This is a genomic window from Cyanobium sp. NIES-981, from assembly GCF_900088535.1.
Classification (GTDB): Bacteria; Cyanobacteriota; Cyanobacteriia; order PCC-6307; family Cyanobiaceae; genus NIES-981.
The window spans coordinates 886065-901545 of sequence record NZ_LT578417.1; the positions used below are offsets into that span (position 1 = coordinate 886065).

A 15481-nucleotide genomic window follows, 5' to 3' on the forward strand; every position below is an offset into this window, starting at 1 on the left:
AAATCGTTGTACGTACGCCGCCATGGTGATCGGTGTGCGCGTCGACCCCGAGGTGGAGCGGCGACTCGACCAGCTGGCGCGCCAACTGGGCAAGAGCCGCAGTGCTTGCATCCGCGAGGCCATCAGCCAGTACCTGATGCGCCACGACGATGGCGACGAGGCCCGCAGGCAATCGCAGCAGCTGGCGGCGCAGGGGCACCGGCATTGGAGTGAGCAGCTGCCCGACTGGAGCGACTGGACGGCATGACCCGCCTCGCCCTGCGCCGCGGCACCGTGGTCACCGTGGCCAGCCCCGGCGCCTACTCCGGCAGGCCCCGGCCGGCGCTGGTGGTGCAGGCCGACCGCTGGCTGCAGGCCCATCCCAGCGTCACGCTCTGCCCCCTCACCAGCACCCTGATCGATGCCCCGCTGGTGCGGATCCCCGTGGCACCGACGCCGCACAATGGCCTGCGCAAGCCCTCGCAGCTGATGGTGGACAAGCTGTTCACGGTGCCGATCCAGGCCGTGGGCGAGCTGGTGGGCCAACTGGAGCTCCAGCCGCTGCACGAGCTGGATCTGGCGCTGCGCGGCTGGCTGGAGCTGCACTGAAGGTTGATGGCAGCCCACCGCCGCAGCAGCTCCAGCGGCTGCACCCCGATCATCCCCGCCGACACTCTCGAGCGCGCGGCCAGGTACCGCGAGGCGCTGATCGCCGGCGCCGCCGAGCCCGGGGTGCTGCTGGCCGAACAACTGCAGGGGCTGGGGCAGGGGCAGGCGCGGCAGCTGGACCAGCTCACCCCCCTGGAGCTGCTCGGCCTGCTCTGCGACACCCGCCGGCCGCGGATCTTCGCGGAGAGCGAGGTGGCCGGCGATGGTTCCGACTGGACCCTCGCCGAGCTGGGCCTGCTGGGCGACTGCTCGATGGCGCTGCCGGTGACGGTGTTCGACAACGGCGACCACACCGCTCCGGTGGCCCACCCCCGGCCCTTCCCGGCCACGCTCGTGTTCGTGGCCGGTGCCCTGCTGCGCAACGATCAGGGCCAGGAGCCCGCCGACTGGCGCGAGGTGGTGGATGGGCGCGGCGACCTCTCGCCCGCAGGCCTGCTGGGGCTCTACCGCCGCCGCCTGCTGCCGTTGCTGCGCTGGATCAACGCCGATGCCGCCGCGCCGCGCTCGGCGCTGATCACCGTGCCGGGGCTGGGCTGCGGCCAGTTCGCGGGCCCCTTCCGCGGCCAGCTGGGACCGCTGCTGGAGCGGGTGCTGCGGACCCTGCTGCAGGAGGCCGGCCAGGAGCTGCCCCACATCCGGGCCATCCACTTCGATCCCTGGAGCGCATGCGCCAACAGCCGGGAGTGGATTCACGGCCTCCTCTATCAGGTGCGGCCCTCGAAGGCAGCGGGCAACCAGCCGATCCCGCAGCTCTGCGCCCCCTCCGCCTACGCCGGGCCCGAGGCTGAGGTCAGCGCGGAAGACTTCAGCGCCTGCCGCCTCTACAGCCTGGTGGCCTGGGATCACGTGTCCTGGCCAGGCAACGACTTCTACGGCGGCGCCCGCTGCACCGACGACGGCGTCAAGGCCGCCGCCACCGATGCCATGGCGGTGATCACTGGCATGGCGGGGGCCTACGACCCCCAGCAGGGGTGTTATTTGCCCCCGCCTCCCTTCCGCACCTGGGGCGAGGTGGTGGAGGTTCGCCGGCGGCACCACGGCCTGCGGCTCTGGAATCCGGGCTGACCCCCCAAGCGGCTGCCTTCAGGCCGCCAGCGGATCCGTGGGCGTGCCCCTGAATTCGGCCACCAGGTCTGCGCCGGAGAACAGCTGCCAGGTGCTGCCCTGCCGCCTCGAGGTCACACGGCCCAGGCCGGCCAGGGAAAGCCGGTCGACCCCGGGGCGGAAATCGGTGACCTCCGTGAAGCCCGCGCCCATCTGAAAAGCGAAGGTGTCGGCGCCGAGGCCGCCCGTGACGCGGTTGAAGCCGGTGCCGGCGTTGATGAGGTCATTGCCGGGGCCGCCGAGGATGAGGTCGTCGCCGGCGGAGCCGAGCAGCCAGTCACTCTGGCGGGAGCCGATGATGGTGTCGTCGCCCTCAATCATCCGGCGCCAGAGGGCCTGGACACCGGACACCGAGCCACCCAGGCGAGCCAGCTCCGCTACACCCAGCTGCAGCCCGCGGATCGAGAAGCTGCCCAGGCGATCGAGCCTGTAGCCCAGAGCGGACACGACACCGCCGCTGAGATCCCCTCCGGAGTACTGGAAGCGCCCGGAGATCGTGATCAGGGCCCTGATGGAGGAGAAGCCCGGCAGCCCGACCCTGGCAGAAGCCACAACCCGGGATCTGGATACAGACCTCACCACAAGATCAGACACGCGCGGCAGGGCAGACACACGCCCAGCTGTGGACACACCGCTACTGCGAACCCGCGAGAAATCAAACGTGGCCATCTCCCAACCACGGCAGAAATGCTGGCAGCAAGGCTAGACGTGAGGTCGCCGTCGCCTCGACCTTGGGCGGGGTCATTCTGCGCGATTCGGCAGGAACTTTCGGAAGCAATGCACGCGCTGCATGATCACGACACCCGGACCGATTCCCAGACGGAAACCAGAGAAAATCCCAGAGAGAAACCCAGACAGAACAAAACCCGAGGCGCAGGCCCCGGGCTTTGCTTCGCGGTACAGGTCATCAGCGGGGTCGGCCCCTGGGATGGCTGCCTTGGCGATCGATCGGATCGTCAGATCTTGATGGCCAGATCTGCGGAGTCTTCAGTTGTTGGCGGAGCTGCCTGGCGATGGCACCTGGGGCCATGGCTCGAGTGGGGCTTCCCGCTGGGTCCGGGGCACCTGGGAGCGTGGCTCGAGAACGGGCGCGGGCGCGTTCTCGTTGTACAAACTGCTCGTGAACGGTGCAATGGACGGCGACGAGGACAGGCGCCGGGGAAACCGGAAATCAGGTGAGATTGTTGGAGCAGGGTCCGAACGTCAGTTCGCTCCTTTCAGCTGCTCAGGGGGGGTGTCTTCCATGGACTGGAACCTCCGAATCCCGATGTGCACAGCATCGTCCGCCGGCCCGGCGAGGGCAATAGGCCTTTATGCCTGAGCTGCTCCATCGCCTGGCGGTACGGAAACAGGAACGCCTGGAGTGCGCCGCTGGCAGCCGGGAGGCGTACGTTGAAGTTGAGGGGAGGCACGGCCTCCGGGCCGCCCTCTTCCTCCTTGAGAGTCCGGCCAGGTTCTGCCCGAGCCGGTGCCCGCCATGGAGGTGCGATTGGATGAAACCCACCAGCGCAGGTGCCGCTGGCGCAGCGCGAACGCCATCGCACCGTTGTTGATCAGCCAGACGCCACTGTTGTCTCCCGTTCCTTGAACCCCCGGGCTGTATCACCCGGGCGGAGTTGACAGCTGCGGAGGTCAAGCCTCGAGCATCTCTCCCCAGCGCCGTAACTCCTGCATGTCCTTGCCTGCCAGGCCCCCGACAGGTTGACCCTCACCTGCAGACACCCGACCGGAGCACACCCGTTCGCCCGGGTGACCCTCCGCAACCGGTGCAAAGGCGCCCCCCACGGGGCGCCTTCCTTCCTGGCCGCTCAGGGCCCAGCCATCGCCGCCCCAGCATGGACACCACCACGCAACCCCGGGGCCCCGACCCCACTCCGGACCCCAGACCGGACCCGGTGGAAGCCCGGGGGAAGGCCCAGTTGGAGGCCCGGGTGGAGCAGCTGCTGGCCCAGCTCACCCCCGCCGAGAAGCTCGATCTGCTGAGCGGCTCCACGCCCTTCTGGTCGGGCATGGCCGACATCGCCCTCCACGACGCCTCCCACCGCCACCCCTGGCCGGCGGGCGTGGTGCCGCGGCTGGGGCTGGCGGGGCTGCAGTTCGTGGATGGTCCGCGCGGGGTGGTGCTCCAGGGCGGCGCCACCACCTTCCCGGTGGCGATCGCCCGCGGTGCCAGCTGGGATGCCGATCTCGAGGAGCGGATCGGCGAGGCGATCGCCCGCGAGGCCCGCTCCTTCGGCGCCAACTGGGTGGCGGCGGTGTGCGTGAACCTGCTGCGCCACCCCGGCTGGGGCCGGGCCCAGGAGACCTACGGCGAAGACCCGCAGCACGTGGGCGCCCTGGGCGCGGCCATGACCCGCGGCCTGGAGCGGCACACCATCGCCTGCGTCAAGCACCTGGCGCTGAACTCGATCGACAGCTCCCGCTTCCTGGTGGATGTGGAGGCCAGCCCCCGGGTGCTGCACGAGCTCTACCTGCCCCAGTTCCGCGACTGCGTGGCCGCCGGCGCCGGTTCGGTGATGAGCGCCTACAACCGGGTGAACGGGATCTGGTGCGGCGAACACGCGGAGCTGCTCACGGCCATCCTCAAGCGCCGCTGGGGCTTCCAGGGGCTGGTGGTGACCGACTTTATCTTCGGTCTGCGCGACGGCGTGGCCGGCCTGCAGGCGGGTCTCGACCTGGAGATGCCGTTCCAGATGGTGCTGCACGGCTGCGTTGCCGAGGCCCTGGCCAGCGGGGCCGTGCCCCTGGAGCGCCTCGACGACGCGGTGGCGCGGCAGCTGCGCCTGCAACTGCGTCTCCCCAGCGGCTCCTATCCCGCCGCCCTGCGCCGCTGCGACGCCCATCGGGCCCTGGCCCGGGAGGCGGCTCAGAAATCCTTCGTGCTGCTGCGCAACGAGCCCGTGGCCGGCGGCCAACCCGTGCTGCCGTTCGGCGAGCTCGGCTCCCTGGCGGTGCTGGGCCGCCTCGCCCAGGACGAAAACCTGGGCGATCGGGGCTCCTCCGACACCCGGCCGCCCGCCGGCGCGGTGGTGACGCCGCTGCAGGGCCTGCGGGCGGCCCGGCCGGATCTGGCACTCCACCATGGCGACGGCCGCAACCCGGCGGCGGCTGCCGGCCTGGCGGCCCGCTGTGAGGCGGCCGTGGTGGTGGTGGGGCTGGACAGCAGCCTGGAGGGGGAGCACATCCACCCGGGCGACATCGCCCCGATCCTGCGGCTGATCCCGCCGCCGCAGTGGCTGGAGCGCCGGCTCGGCCCCCGCCTGCGGCGCCGGCTGTGGCAGCCCGTGGCGGATCTGCTCGCCTGGCTCACCAGCCATGCCACCCCCTCCGTGCGGGGCGACTTCGCTGCCGGCGATCGCACCGACCTGTGCCTGCCCGCCGATCAGGTGGCCCTGATCCGAGCCGTGGCGGCCGCCAATCCGCGCACCGTGGTGGTGCTGATGGGCGGCGGCGCCATCCTCTGCGAGGCCTGGCGGCACCTGGTGCCGGGGCTGCTGCTGCTCTGGTATCCGGGCGAGCAGGGGGGCCATGCCCTGGCGGACGTGCTGTTCGGCGCGGTGTCGCCCTCCGGTCGGTTGCCCTTCAGCCTGCCCCGCGAGGGGGCGGATCTGCCCTCGTTCGAGCCGCGGGCACCCAGGGTGCGCTACGACCTCTGGCACGGCTACCGGCTGCTGCAGCGGCTCGGCCGGCCCGCGGCCTACCCCTTCGGCTTCGGGCTCAGCTACGGCCGCTTCCACCTGGGCGCTCCGGAGGCCGTGCTCCGCAGAGGCACGGAGCCGGGCCTGCGGGTGGAGCTGCGCCTGCAGGTGCGCAACGAGGGGGCCAGGTCCGCGGCCGAGGTGGTGCAGGTGTACCTGGAGCCCCCGGGGGAGCTGATGGAGCGGCCGGCCCGCACCCTGGTGGCCTTCGCGCGGGTGCCGCTGGAGGCGGGGGAGGAGCGCAGCGTGGCGCTGGTGATCCCCCTGCGCCAGCTCGCCTGCTTCGATGCCGCCCGGGATGCCTTCGTGGTGGAAGCCGGCCGCCACCGGCTGGTGGTGGCCCGCCATGCCGACGACCCGGGCCAGGCGGTGGCCCTCGAGCTGGAGGAGACCCTCATCCCCGACTGAGCCGCTCCCGCGTCGCCTGCACGCGGCGGCGGCTGTGGCGCTGCAGCAGCAGGCAGGGCAGGTTGGCGGCAGTGGCGAACAGCAGATTCACCACCACCCCCGCCAGCGGCAACCAGAACAGGGTGGGAATCCAGCCCGCCCACAGCAGCCAGTGCACCCACTCGGCCCGGCGGCATTCCAGGGCCAGCCGCTCCAGCGCCTGCGGATCCCGCTGCACCAGGCTGGCCTTGCGCACGCCCCCCGGCAGGGCCGGGCCGGCATCCGGGATCCAGCGCTTCCAGCGGCGGATGCCCGGCACGGCGGGGCCGGCACGGCGCAGGGGCGGACAGGCCAGCCAGGCGGGCGGCAGCCGGTTGGCCACACCCCCCACCAGCAGCGAGAGCAGCAGCCAGTAGCCCACCGAGCTGAGCAGGGGCATCAGGGCAGGGGCAGCGGTCATGGCGAGCGGGTGCTGAACACCCGGCCCTTCCACTGCACCCGGCCCCGCTCCAGGTTGAGGATCGCCAGCACGAACACCCCCAGGAAGAAGAGCACCGGGATGGGGAACACCAGGTTGATCCAGCGGAACCGGCCCACCCGGCGGGTGAGCACCAGCAGCTGCAGGGCAAAGGCGGCGTAGATCAACCCGTTCAGCAGCAGGGAGCGATCGCCCACCAGGGGCCAGCCCAGCAGGGCCGCCGGCAGGCACCAGGCGGCCCAGAACAGGCCCGAGAGCCAGAGCAGCACCGCCAGCATCCAGGGCCAGCGCACCTCGCCGGCGGCGGTGGCGAAGTTCTTGTCGAAGCCGATCACCATCTCCCCCAGCCCGCCGGGGTACATGCGGTAGGCGATCTGGTCCGCACCGATGAAGGCGCTCACCGGCAGCCCCACCGCCTCGAAGCGGTGGGCCAGGAACCAGTCCTCCACCACCCGGCCGGCCACGGCCGCATGGCCGCCGGCGCGGTCGTAGTCGGCCCGGCTGCACGCCATCGCCGGCCCGAAGGCCACGCCGCAGCCGGGCCCGAGCGGCACCGCCATCAGTCCCACCAGGTTGAACAGCAGCGAGAGCTGCTCGTAGGGGCGTTCGGTGCGGTGGTACGGCTGCACCGACACCAGACCGCCGAGTTCGCGGTGCCGCTCCAGCAGCCGGGCCAGGAACCCGGGCTCCGGCTCGGTGTCGGCATCGAGGAACACCAGCACCGCGCCGCGGCTGGCGAGCACGCCGTGGTGGAGGGCCCAGGTCTTGCCGCACCAGCCCTCGGGCAGCGGCGGCGGCTGCAGCACCCGGACCGACAGGGATCCGGTGTGCTCGGCCCCGGCCTGCCGGGCGATGGCGGCGGTGGCATCGCTGGAGTGGTCGTCCACCACGATCACCTCCAGGGGGGTGATCGTCTGGCCCGCCAGGGCCGTGAGCAGGTGAGGCAGGGTGGCCTGCTCGTTGCGGGCCGGGATCAGCAGCGACACCTGCCGCCCCTCCGGCTCCTGCACCGCGGCGGGCAGCTGCGGCAGCCGCAGGGCAAGGCCCCAGCCCAGCAGCCAGCGCACCACCAGGGAGACTCCCAGCCATCCCATCGCGGCCTGCCCTCCTGGGGGCTCTCAGCCTAGGAACTCCCCCCGGGCGGGGCTCAGGGCCGCAGCAGCTCCTTCGCCAGCGGCCGCAGCGCCGCCCGGTCGCGCAGCAGCTGGGGATGGGTGAGCACCGGCAGCATCGTGCGCGCCCCCACCGGCAGCACCGCCCGCCAGCCCGGCAGTACCACCAGATCGAGGCCGGAGTAGAAGCTGTGGCACTCGATCCGGCGCAGGGGGTCGAGATCCCGGTTGAGCCGTTCCAGCAGGGCGCTGCCCCACTGCAGATCGCCGATGCCGCGGAACAGCCGCGCCGGCCAGGGCTGGGCCGTGAGCGTGCCCTGCTGGGGGCTGCCCACGCTGATGAAGCGGCGCAGGCGCCCGTGGCCGCCGAGCAGCTGGATCCAGCAGCGGGCGATCACCCCGCCGATCGAGAAACCCAGCAGGTCGATCGGCTGCTGACGCCCGAAGGCGGCCTCGATGTGGCTGCCGAGCAGCTCGGCGGCCTCCAGCACCGGCGTGCGGCCCAGCCGCAGCGGCAGGGCCGGGATCAGCAGCGGCTCCCGCCGCCCGGCCAGCTCCCGCTTCAGGCCCCGGAACACGGCGGGCGTGTCCAGCAGGCCGTGCACGAGCACCAGGGGGGGAGCGGAGGTCGCTGTCACTCCTCCATTCAACGCCCGGCCGGCCTGGGCAACACAGCGCCTAGGCGCCGCAGCCCTGGACGGAAACGCGGTAGCTGAAGCCCGTGGAGCCCGGCATCGCGCTCGATCCCACCCGCACATTCACCTGGCTGGTGCGCTTGCCGGGCACCGCCGGGAAGGGCCCGAACTGGCGCTCCTCCCGGGGCTGGAGGTTGAGGTTCTCGTTCACCAGGCGCAGGTCGCTGTTGTCGGTGAAGCGCAGGAAGGCCGCGGTGGGAAACACGCCCGGATCGCTGGAGGCCGACTGCAGGGTGATCCGGTAGCTGGTGAAGGCCCGGTCCACGGCGAAGTCGGTGTTCCAGTTGGTGCGGCGGATCAGGCCATCCGGGCTGATGCGCTTCTCCACCACCGGCCCGCCGCTGCCGCCGATCGGCAGCAGGAAGCGGCAGCCCTGATGGGGTTCCGGCTGGCTCTGGGCCTGGACTGCTCCGCCCGCCAGCAGCACCGGCAGGCCCAGCAGCACAGCACCGATGGCCCGATCCATCCGCCGGAAGCGGGGCGCGCCAGGCCGCCTCGAAGTTGGGAGGACCGTGGTCGGAACTGACTGGCCGCGCATGGCCCAGAGAGCATGGGAACCCAGAACGCTACCTGGATGGGGGCGGGGCCACCCGCCTCAGAGCCCCAGCTCGGTGAGGCCGGGGTGGTCATCCGGCCTGGGCCCCTGGGGCCAGTGGAAGCGGCGCTCGCTCTCCTGGATCGGCACGTCGTTGATGCTGGCCTCGCGGCGGCGCATCAGGCCCTCCTCATCGAACTCCCAGTTCTCGTTGCCGTGGGCGCGGAACCAGTTGCCGGCATCGTCATGCCACTCGTACTGGAAGCGCACGGCGATGCGGTTGCCCTGCCAGGCCCACACCTCCTTGATCAGGCGGTAGTCGAGCTCCCTGGCCCACTTGCGCTGCAGGAAGGCCTCGATCTCGTCGCGGCCGCGGATAAATTCAGCCCGGTTGCGCCACACGCTGTCTTCGCTGTAGGCCAGCGCCACCCGGGCCGGATCGCGGGAATTCCAGGCGTTCTCGGCCATGCGGGCCTTGAGGATGGCGCTGTCGCGATCGAACGGGGGCAGGGGCGGCTTCGGGGTCATGCGGGGGTTGGGGAAAGCGGTGGGGCGGCGGTTGTGGGGCGGTGGTTGTGGGCGGTGAATGGGGGCGGTGGCTAGGCGGCGCTCAGGCCGCCTGGATCCGCACCAGCTGCTCGGCGCTGAAGCCGGCCACGCTCTGCTGCAGCTTGCGGGCCTCCTCGTCGGTGCGGGTGCAGGCAAAGCCGTAGCGGGCCCGCACCCGCTCGGAGGCCTGCGCCAGGGCGGCCAGGCCACGGGCCTCCAGCTCCGCCACGGTGAGCTGCTGCCCAGGGGGCAGGTGCTCGAGGATCACGGTGGAGGGGGAATAGAGCCGGGAGCGGGAGCCATCCGGCCACTGCAGGGTGAGCTGGACTTCGGGCACGGAGCGGGGGCGGTGAGCTGCCGGGCATCGTTCCAGGATCCCGACGGCATCGCCGTGGCGACCGTCACAGATCGGCCAGGGCCCCGAAGCCGGTGAGCGGCTGCCGCGGCGGCCGCAGCGGGCAGCGCGCCCCGGCGGCCCGCAGCACCACGCCGGGGTCGCCGGCCTGGAAGCCGCCGATGTCGGCGCAGAGCAGCTCCGGGTGCGAGGCCGAGCGGCGCCGCAGCTCCTCCGCCCGCTCCGGCGGCACCGCCAGCAGAAAGCCGAAGCTCGGAAAGCAGGTGAGCCAGGCCTCCAGGCTGAGCCCGGCGGGCGGCTCCAGCGCCTCCAGCTGGAGCTCCAGCCCGCAGCCCGCCGCCTCGGCGAACATCTCCGCCGTGCCCACCAGGCCGCCCATGCTGATGTCCTTGGCGGCCCGCACCAGCCCCGCCGCCGCCAGCTGCACCGGCAGGGCCAGGTGGCGCCGCAGCAGGGCGGGCTCGGCCTGGGTGGCGGCATCCCAGAAGGGGTAGTGGCGGTACAGCCGCCCCCGGGTGTTCACCAGCAGGTGGCAGCGATCGCCCGGCCGGGCCGCCCGCGCCGAGAGCACCGGGCCGGGCGCCACCCCCAGCACCGCCACCGCCAGGGCGTCGTAGGGGCTGTGCAGGTTGGTGTGCCCCCCCACCACCGGCACCGCGAAGGTGTCGGCCGCCTGGCGCATCCCCGCCAGCAGCTGCCGCGCCTGGGGCTCGCCGCGGGCCCAGAGGCTGTTCACCAGAGCGACGGGCCGGCCGCCCATGGCCGCGATGTCGCTGAGGTTCACCAGCACCCCGCACCAGCCGGCGAACCAGGGATCCTCCGCCACCAGGGCCGGATCCATCCCCTCCGAGGCCAGCAGCAGCGCCCCGCTGAGGCCGGGCAGCAGGGCGGCGTCGTCGCCGAGGGCGGCCGCCGGCCCCAGGGCGGGAAAGGGCAGGGCCGGAAACATGCCCGCCGGCAGCTGGATCTCCTCCTTGCCGCACAGGCCGGGATGCCGGCTCAGCCGCAGGCGCAGGGCCTCCAGCTCATCGGGGGTCATGCGGCCGGGGCGAGCGGCCGGCGTTCCCGGGACGGCCGGTAGTAGCTGAGGTCGGCCTCCATCAGCTGGTGGGGCAGGCCACGGATCTCGAGCGCCTCGATCGCGCGCCAGTGGAGCCGCCGGAAGAAGGGCACGTTCTGGCGCTGCACGGTGGCGAGGAAGCGGTCACAGCCCCAGCCGTGGGCGGTGGTGACCGCCTTCCAGATCAGGCCCTTGCCGATCTGGTTGAGCCGGCGGAAGTCGGCATCCACCCCCAGCCGGCCGCCCTGCCACACCCGCGGGCTGAGCTCCACGATCCGCACCACCCCCACTGCCTCGCCGGCCCGGGCGCTGTGGTGGGAGAGGGCCACGATCGGGTGGGCCCGGCCATCGAGCTCGTCCCGGTCCGAGTCCTCGAACAGGTGCTGCTCCTCGCAGAAGATGCGGCTGCGCAGGTCCCAGTAGCTCGGCAGCAGGCGGGAGTCGGGGCCGAGCACGTGGAAGGAGAAGTCCTGGGAGCTGGCCGTGGGGGAGAGCTCGAAGTCCTCCGCCTCCAGCGGGATGCCCCAGCGCACCGAGGGGGTGAAGGCGGCCGGGGCGGAGCTGGGGCTGCGGCCGATGTCGTGGCTGCTGGGATCGATGAAGAACATGGGCAGTACAGGGGGGCGGCACAAGGGGGGCGGCGCAGACCCTCAGGAGGCGGCGGTTTCGAACAGGGAGAGGGCGGAGCAGGCGCCGCACTTGGCGCAGCCGGCCGCCATCCGCTCGGCGCGGATGTCGGAGGCAGCGAGAAGCCGGCCCACCGCCCCGTAGACCTGCACCATGAAGTCGGTGCTGGGGGCGGGATGGTGCTGCAGCGGCGTGCCGGCGATCGGCACGAAGGGCACCACGAACGGGTACACGCCCAGGTCGATCAGCCTCGCGCTGCAGGCGATCAGCGCCTCGGCGCTGTCCCCCAGCCCCGCCAGCAGGTAGGTGCTCACCTGGCCGCGGCCAAACACCGCCACCGCCTGGGCGAAGGCCTCGTAGTAGCGCTCCAGCGTGAGCTCGCTCTTGCCCGGCAGGATGCGCCGGCGCACCTGGGGCTCCACCACCTCCAGGTGCATGCCGAGGCTGTCGATGCCGGCCTGCTTCATGCGGGCGTACCAGCTGGGATCCTCCGGCGGCTCGCACTGGCCCTGGATCGGCAGCGCCACCCGGGCCTTCACCGCCGCGGCCGTCTCGGCCATCAGGCGGGCGCCGCGGTCGTCGCTGTTGGGGGTGCCGGTGGTCATCACCAGCTGGCGCACCCCGTCGAGGCGGACGGCCGCCTCCGCCACTTCGGCCACCTGCTGGGGCGTCTTGCGCACCACGGTGCGGCCGTCCTCGAGCGACTGCTCGATGGCGCAGAACTGGCACGACTGGCTGCGGTCGCGGAAGCGGATGCAGGTCTGCAGCAGGGTGGTGGCCAGCACGTCACGGCCGTGCAGCAGGGCGATGGCGCTGTAGGGGATCCCCTCGGCGGTGCTGAGGTCATAGAAGCGCGGCAGCGGCGGCGGCTGCACCGCGCTGGCGGCGCCGCCGGCCCTGTCCTGGAGTGCCACGGCTCCATCGGCCGCCTCGACCAGCTGGAAAGGGGAGTCCTGGGATGCCGCGTTGTACACAGGCACCATCACGGTGGTGCCCGCGATCGTGAGGGCCCGGTGGTCGGACGGGCCGGCCCCGCCGCGGCGCCCCGGATTGCCGGCCACGGCGGGGTCCACCACCCCCTGCACCTGCAGGTCGGTGAGGAAGCGGCCCAGCTGCTCGCCGCTCAGGGGCGGGCTGGAGGCCTCGCTGCCGGAGCGCTCAGCCATGGAGCTGCCTCCCCCGGGCCGCCGCCGCGGGTTCCGCAGCCGCGGGAGGGCTCGGCGGAAAGGAATCCGGCAGAGCGTCCGGCAGGGAGTCCGGGGGGGACAGCGGGGGGGGCACCGCCGCCGAAAGGACGGGCGCCGTCGGCTCCACCTGGGTGGCCGGGGTGGCGTTCAGCCGCAGACCCAGCAGGTCGGGCCGGCTGTAGTGGCCCACGCTGTCCATCATCCGCTTGCGTTTGGTGATCAGGGTGGGGTCGAGGGTGGCGATGGCCAGGCCCTCCCCCTCCGGCAGCGGCCCGGCCAGGTAGCGGCCCTCCGGACTGATCACCGCCGTGTGGCAGCCCCCCTGGAAGGCCCTGTGCAGGGTGGTGTCCGGGGTGATGGCGGCATGGTCGGCCGGATCCAGCCAGGCGGTGGAGCTCACCACGAAGCAGCCGGCCTCGAGGGCGTGGTGGCGCAGGGTCACGGCGGTCTGCTCCGAGAAGATGGGCCCCACCAGGGAGCCGGGGAACTGGGCGCAGTGGATCTCCTCCCCCTGGGTCATCAGGGCGAAGCGGGCCAGGGGGTTGTAGTGCTCCCAGCAGGCCAGGGCCCCGATGCGACCCAGGGCCGTGGGCACCACCTGCAGGCCGGCACCATCGCCCTGGCCCCACACCATCCGCTCGTGATAGGTGGGGGTGATCTTGCGGCGCTTGAGCACCACGGCGCCCGAAGCGTCGATCAGTAGCTGGGTGTTGTAGAGGCTGCCGCCCTCCCGCTCATTCACCCCGAGCAACACGTGCAGGCGGTGGCGGCTGGCCGCGGCGGCGATCTGCCCGATCTCCGGGCCCGGAATCACCACCGCCTGCTCGTAGAGGCGCAAATGGGAGGCCCCCATCCGCACCGGCGGCTCCACGAACGAGAAGTAGGGGTAATAGGGCAGGAAGGTTTCGGGGAAGACGATCAGCTCCACCCCGGCCTCGGCCGCCTCGGCCATGGCCGCCAGCACCCGCGCCACGGACCCGGAGAGGCTGAACAGAACCGGACGGATCTGCGCCGCGGCAACGGTGATGGATCGGGCCATGGACATCATCGGGAGGGAACGGACGTCACAGGGTCCAGGTGTCGAGAATGAAGGCCCCTTCCTTGCGATGCATCAGCACGATGTCGAGCACATCGAGCGGGTTGATCGGCGTGATGCCCGGGATCAGCGCGCCTTCGCCGTGGCCGTAGAGCGCCTGCAGCGCGAAGCGGCAGGCGTACACCTTGCCCCCCTGCCCCATGAACTTCTGCAGGCGGGCGTTGAAGTTGAGATGGCCGTCGAAGGCCGCATCGCCGAGCTTGGGGAAGCCCCGCTGCACGCCCAGGGTCACGCCGGGGCCATAGAGCAGGATGGAGGTTTCGAAGCCCTTGGTGATCAGGCGGCTGGCCTGGAGCAGGTTCACCAGGCCGATCGAACCTTCGAAGGCCACGGTGTGGAAGGTGACCAGGGCTTTCTCACCGGGCTCCGCTTTGACATCGGGAAAGACCTTCTCCTCGTAGTCAACGAGAAACTCTCCCGGCTGGTTGGCGGGACGGGTGACTTCAGGCATGGAGGGTGGCGGCCGCAAGGCTAGATCAGCGCCGACCGTCCCACAGCTTCACGTTTAATTTATGTGACCGATGTGACGAAAATCCAGGCCAGCCCCCGGTGGCATCGGCTACCAGCCCCAACTCCGGATGGAACGAAGGTGGTGGCCTGGATGTGTTGGTTCCGCCCGTGCAGGTTTCGCCCGAGTCGCAGGCCGCCGACCAGCACGAGGTCGAACAGCGTGCTGTGGTGGTGGTGGGCGGCGGCCAGGCCGGCCTGGCGGCGGCGGCCTGCCTGCAGCGCCGCGGCATCCGCCCCCTGGTGCTGGAGCGCCACCGCGTGGCCCACGCCTGGGAGCAGCAGCGCTGGGATTCCTTCTGCCTGGTCACGCCCAACTGGCAGTGCCGCCTGCCCGACTTCCCCTACGACGGCGAGGACCCCGATGGGTTCATGGGCCGCGACGAGATCGTGGCCTACGTGCGCCGTTTCGCCGCCGCCATCGGCGCCGATGTGCGCGAAGGGGTGCAGGTGGAGCGGCTGGCCCAGCAGGGCGGCAGCTACGTGCTCAGCACCAGCGACGGCACGATCGAGGCGGCCCACGTGATCGTCGCCACCGGCGGCTACCACACCCCGCGGCGCCATCCCCAGGCGCAGCGCCTGCCGGCCTCGGTGCTGCAGCTCGATGCCCGCGACTACCGGCGCCCCGACCAGCTGCCGGCCGGAGCGGTGCTGGTGGTAGGCAGCGGCCAGTCCGGCTGCCAGATCGCCGAGGATCTCTTCCTGGCCGGGCGGCGCGTGCACCTGAGCGTGGGGTCGGCCCCCCGCTCGCCGCGCCGCTACCGCGGCAAGGACGTGGTGGACTGGCTCGATCGCATGGGCTACTACTCCATGCCGATCAGCGAGCACCCCGACCCGCGGGTGGTGCGCGGCAAGACCAACCACTACCTCACCGGCCGCGACGGGGGCCGGGAGATCGACCTGCGCCGCCATGCCAGCAACGGCATGGTGCTGCACGGGCGGCTGCAGGAGCTCGGCCCCCAGCGCATCCGCTTCGGCGGCGACCTGGCGGCCAGCCTCGACCAGGCCGATGCCGTGTACGCCCGCATCCGGGCCAGCATCGACAGCTACATCGAGCGGGCAGGGCTGGAGGCACCGGAGGAGCCGCCCTACGAGCCCTGCTGGCATCCCCCCGCCGGCGCCGGGGACGAGCTCGATCTGGGCGGGGAACCCCTTGCGGCCGTGATCTGGTGCACCGGCTACCGCTCCGATTTCAGCTGGATCGAGGTGCCGGTGTTCGATGGCAGCGGCCACCCCGCCCATGACCGGGGCGTGAGCCCCAGCCCGGGCCTCTATTTCCTGGGTCTGCCCTGGCTGCACACCTGGGGCTCCGGCCGCTTCGGCGGCGTGGCCGAGGATGCCGACCACCTGGCCGAAACGATCCGGCTGCGGCTGCAGCTCACCGACATCCGCCACGAGCGGCTGGAGTGCACGGCCCTGCTGGGCTCCTGAGCGGAGCTCCCG

17 protein-coding genes are annotated in these 15481 nt (G+C 72.1%); 5 read left to right on the forward strand and 12 right to left on the reverse strand.

Translation table 11 applies throughout. The annotated features are described in order from the left end of the window. The first annotated feature begins 22 nt into the window (after positions 1-22). Genes CBM981_RS04520 through CBM981_RS04530 form a run of 3 tightly spaced genes read left to right on the forward strand, consistent with a single transcriptional unit; the run spans position 23 to position 1713 of the window. Positions 23-247, forward strand: coding sequence for a ribbon-helix-helix protein, CopG family (locus CBM981_RS04520; protein WP_087067432.1), 225 nt, complete (start codon positions 23-25; stop codon positions 245-247). Then, entirely contained in the window at positions 244-588 is a 345-nt protein-coding gene (locus CBM981_RS04525; RefSeq protein ID WP_087067433.1) for a type II toxin-antitoxin system PemK/MazF family toxin, read from the forward strand. Before CBM981_RS04520 ends, CBM981_RS04525 begins: the two co-directional genes overlap by 4 nt. Before the next feature lie 6 nt (positions 589-594). Then, positions 595-1713 carry a hypothetical protein gene (locus tag CBM981_RS04530; RefSeq protein WP_087067434.1) on the forward strand — a complete coding sequence of 373 codons (1119 nt, stop codon included), beginning with the start codon at positions 595-597 and terminating at the stop codon, positions 1711-1713. 18 nt (positions 1714-1731) lie between these two features. Here the strand turns inward: CBM981_RS04530 and CBM981_RS04535 are convergent, their stop codons facing one another. After that, on the reverse strand, positions 1732-2304 hold the full coding sequence (locus CBM981_RS04535; protein WP_172820813.1) for a hypothetical protein: 573 nt from the start codon (positions 2302-2304) through the stop codon (positions 1732-1734). A gap of 1283 nt (positions 2305-3587) precedes the next feature. Between CBM981_RS04535 and CBM981_RS04540 the strand changes: the two genes are divergently transcribed. Continuing rightward, positions 3588-5858 carry a beta-glucosidase gene (locus CBM981_RS04540; RefSeq protein WP_087067436.1) on the forward strand — a complete coding sequence of 757 codons (2271 nt, stop codon included), beginning with the start codon at positions 3588-3590 and terminating at the stop codon, positions 5856-5858. Here the strand turns inward: CBM981_RS04540 and CBM981_RS04545 are convergent. From CBM981_RS04545 to CBM981_RS04595, 11 genes are all read right to left on the reverse strand, one after another. Further along, positions 5845-6297, reverse strand: coding sequence for a hypothetical protein (locus tag CBM981_RS04545; RefSeq protein WP_172820814.1), 453 nt, complete (start codon positions 6295-6297; stop codon positions 5845-5847). The genes CBM981_RS04540 and CBM981_RS04545 overlap by 14 nt on opposite strands. Beyond that, on the reverse strand, positions 6294-7409 hold the full coding sequence (locus CBM981_RS16080; protein WP_087067437.1) for a glycosyltransferase family 2 protein: 1116 nt from the start codon (positions 7407-7409) through the stop codon (positions 6294-6296). The genes CBM981_RS04545 and CBM981_RS16080 overlap by 4 nt, the downstream gene beginning before the upstream one ends. A 53-nt stretch (positions 7410-7462) precedes the next feature. Continuing rightward, the gene (locus CBM981_RS04555; protein ID WP_225867535.1) at positions 7463-8065 is read right to left on the reverse strand and encodes a triacylglycerol lipase; all 603 of its coding nucleotides are present in this window, start codon (positions 8063-8065) and stop codon (positions 7463-7465) included. Between the two features lie 40 nt (positions 8066-8105). Next, positions 8106-8588: a hypothetical protein gene (locus tag CBM981_RS04560; RefSeq protein WP_087067438.1), complete on the reverse strand. Its 483-nt coding sequence runs from the start codon at positions 8586-8588 to the stop codon at positions 8106-8108. 129 nt (positions 8589-8717) lie between these two features. Then, a complete protein-coding gene (locus CBM981_RS04565; RefSeq protein WP_087067439.1) occupies positions 8718-9185 on the reverse strand; it encodes a nuclear transport factor 2 family protein in 468 nt (155 codons plus the stop codon). An 82-nt stretch (positions 9186-9267) separates the two neighbouring features. Then, complete coding sequence (locus tag CBM981_RS04570; protein ID WP_087067440.1) at positions 9268-9543, reverse strand: MSMEG_0570 family nitrogen starvation response protein; 276 nt, start codon at positions 9541-9543, stop codon at positions 9268-9270. Between the two features lie 64 nt (positions 9544-9607). Then, complete coding sequence (locus CBM981_RS04575) at positions 9608-10600, reverse strand: sll0787 family AIR synthase-like protein (protein ID WP_087067441.1); 993 nt, start codon at positions 10598-10600, stop codon at positions 9608-9610. Beyond that, positions 10597-11229 carry an MSMEG_0567/Sll0786 family nitrogen starvation N-acetyltransferase gene (locus tag CBM981_RS04580; RefSeq protein ID WP_087067442.1) on the reverse strand — a complete coding sequence of 211 codons (633 nt, stop codon included), beginning with the start codon at positions 11227-11229 and terminating at the stop codon, positions 10597-10599. The genes CBM981_RS04575 and CBM981_RS04580 overlap by 4 nt, the downstream gene beginning before the upstream one ends. A 42-nt stretch (positions 11230-11271) precedes the next feature. Beyond that, the gene (locus tag CBM981_RS04585) at positions 11272-12414 is read right to left on the reverse strand and encodes an MSMEG_0568 family radical SAM protein (protein WP_172820815.1); all 1143 of its coding nucleotides are present in this window, start codon (positions 12412-12414) and stop codon (positions 11272-11274) included. Then, complete coding sequence (locus CBM981_RS04590; protein WP_087067443.1) at positions 12407-13474, reverse strand: Nit6803 family nitrilase; 1068 nt, start codon at positions 13472-13474, stop codon at positions 12407-12409. The genes CBM981_RS04585 and CBM981_RS04590 overlap by 8 nt, the downstream gene beginning before the upstream one ends. Before the next feature lie 25 nt (positions 13475-13499). Next, positions 13500-13982 carry an MSMEG_0572/Sll0783 family nitrogen starvation response protein gene (locus CBM981_RS04595; RefSeq protein WP_087067444.1) on the reverse strand — a complete coding sequence of 161 codons (483 nt, stop codon included), beginning with the start codon at positions 13980-13982 and terminating at the stop codon, positions 13500-13502. A 167-nt stretch (positions 13983-14149) separates the two neighbouring features. Here CBM981_RS04595 and CBM981_RS04600 point away from each other — a divergent pair, with 167 nt between their 5' ends. Next, a complete protein-coding gene (locus CBM981_RS04600; RefSeq protein ID WP_225867536.1) occupies positions 14150-15469 on the forward strand; it encodes an MSMEG_0569 family flavin-dependent oxidoreductase in 1320 nt (439 codons plus the stop codon). Positions 15470-15481: the final 12 nt, after the last annotated feature.

Bases quoted from the DNA above. Each gene is read 5' to 3' on its own strand.
- CBM981_RS04525 (WP_087067433.1), top strand. From the start codon at position 244: ATGACCCGCCTCGCCCTGCGCCGCGGCACCGTGGTCACCGTGGCCAGC.
- CBM981_RS04560 (WP_087067438.1), bottom strand. From the start codon at position 8,588: ATGGATCGGGCCATCGGTGCTGTGCTGCTGGGCCTGCCGGTGCTGCTG.
- CBM981_RS04545 (WP_172820814.1), bottom strand. From the start codon at position 6,297: ATGACCGCTGCCCCTGCCCTGATGCCCCTGCTCAGCTCGGTGGGCTAC.
- CBM981_RS04585 (WP_172820815.1), bottom strand. From the start codon at position 12,414: ATGGCTGAGCGCTCCGGCAGCGAGGCCTCCAGCCCGCCCCTGAGCGGC.
- CBM981_RS04580 (WP_087067442.1), bottom strand. From the start codon at position 11,229: ATGTTCTTCATCGATCCCAGCAGCCACGACATCGGCCGCAGCCCCAGC.
- CBM981_RS04530 (WP_087067434.1), top strand. From the start codon at position 595: ATGGCAGCCCACCGCCGCAGCAGCTCCAGCGGCTGCACCCCGATCATC.
- CBM981_RS16080 (WP_087067437.1), bottom strand. From the start codon at position 7,409: ATGGGATGGCTGGGAGTCTCCCTGGTGGTGCGCTGGCTGCTGGGCTGG.
- CBM981_RS04590 (WP_087067443.1), bottom strand. From the start codon at position 13,474: ATGGCCCGATCCATCACCGTTGCCGCGGCGCAGATCCGTCCGGTTCTG.
- CBM981_RS04540 (WP_087067436.1), top strand. From the start codon at position 3,588: ATGGACACCACCACGCAACCCCGGGGCCCCGACCCCACTCCGGACCCC.
- CBM981_RS04595 (WP_087067444.1), bottom strand. From the start codon at position 13,982: ATGCCTGAAGTCACCCGTCCCGCCAACCAGCCGGGAGAGTTTCTCGTT.
- CBM981_RS04565 (WP_087067439.1), bottom strand. From the start codon at position 9,185: ATGACCCCGAAGCCGCCCCTGCCCCCGTTCGATCGCGACAGCGCCATC.
- CBM981_RS04520 (WP_087067432.1), top strand. From the start codon at position 23: ATGGTGATCGGTGTGCGCGTCGACCCCGAGGTGGAGCGGCGACTCGAC.
- CBM981_RS04575 (WP_087067441.1), bottom strand. From the start codon at position 10,600: ATGACCCCCGATGAGCTGGAGGCCCTGCGCCTGCGGCTGAGCCGGCAT.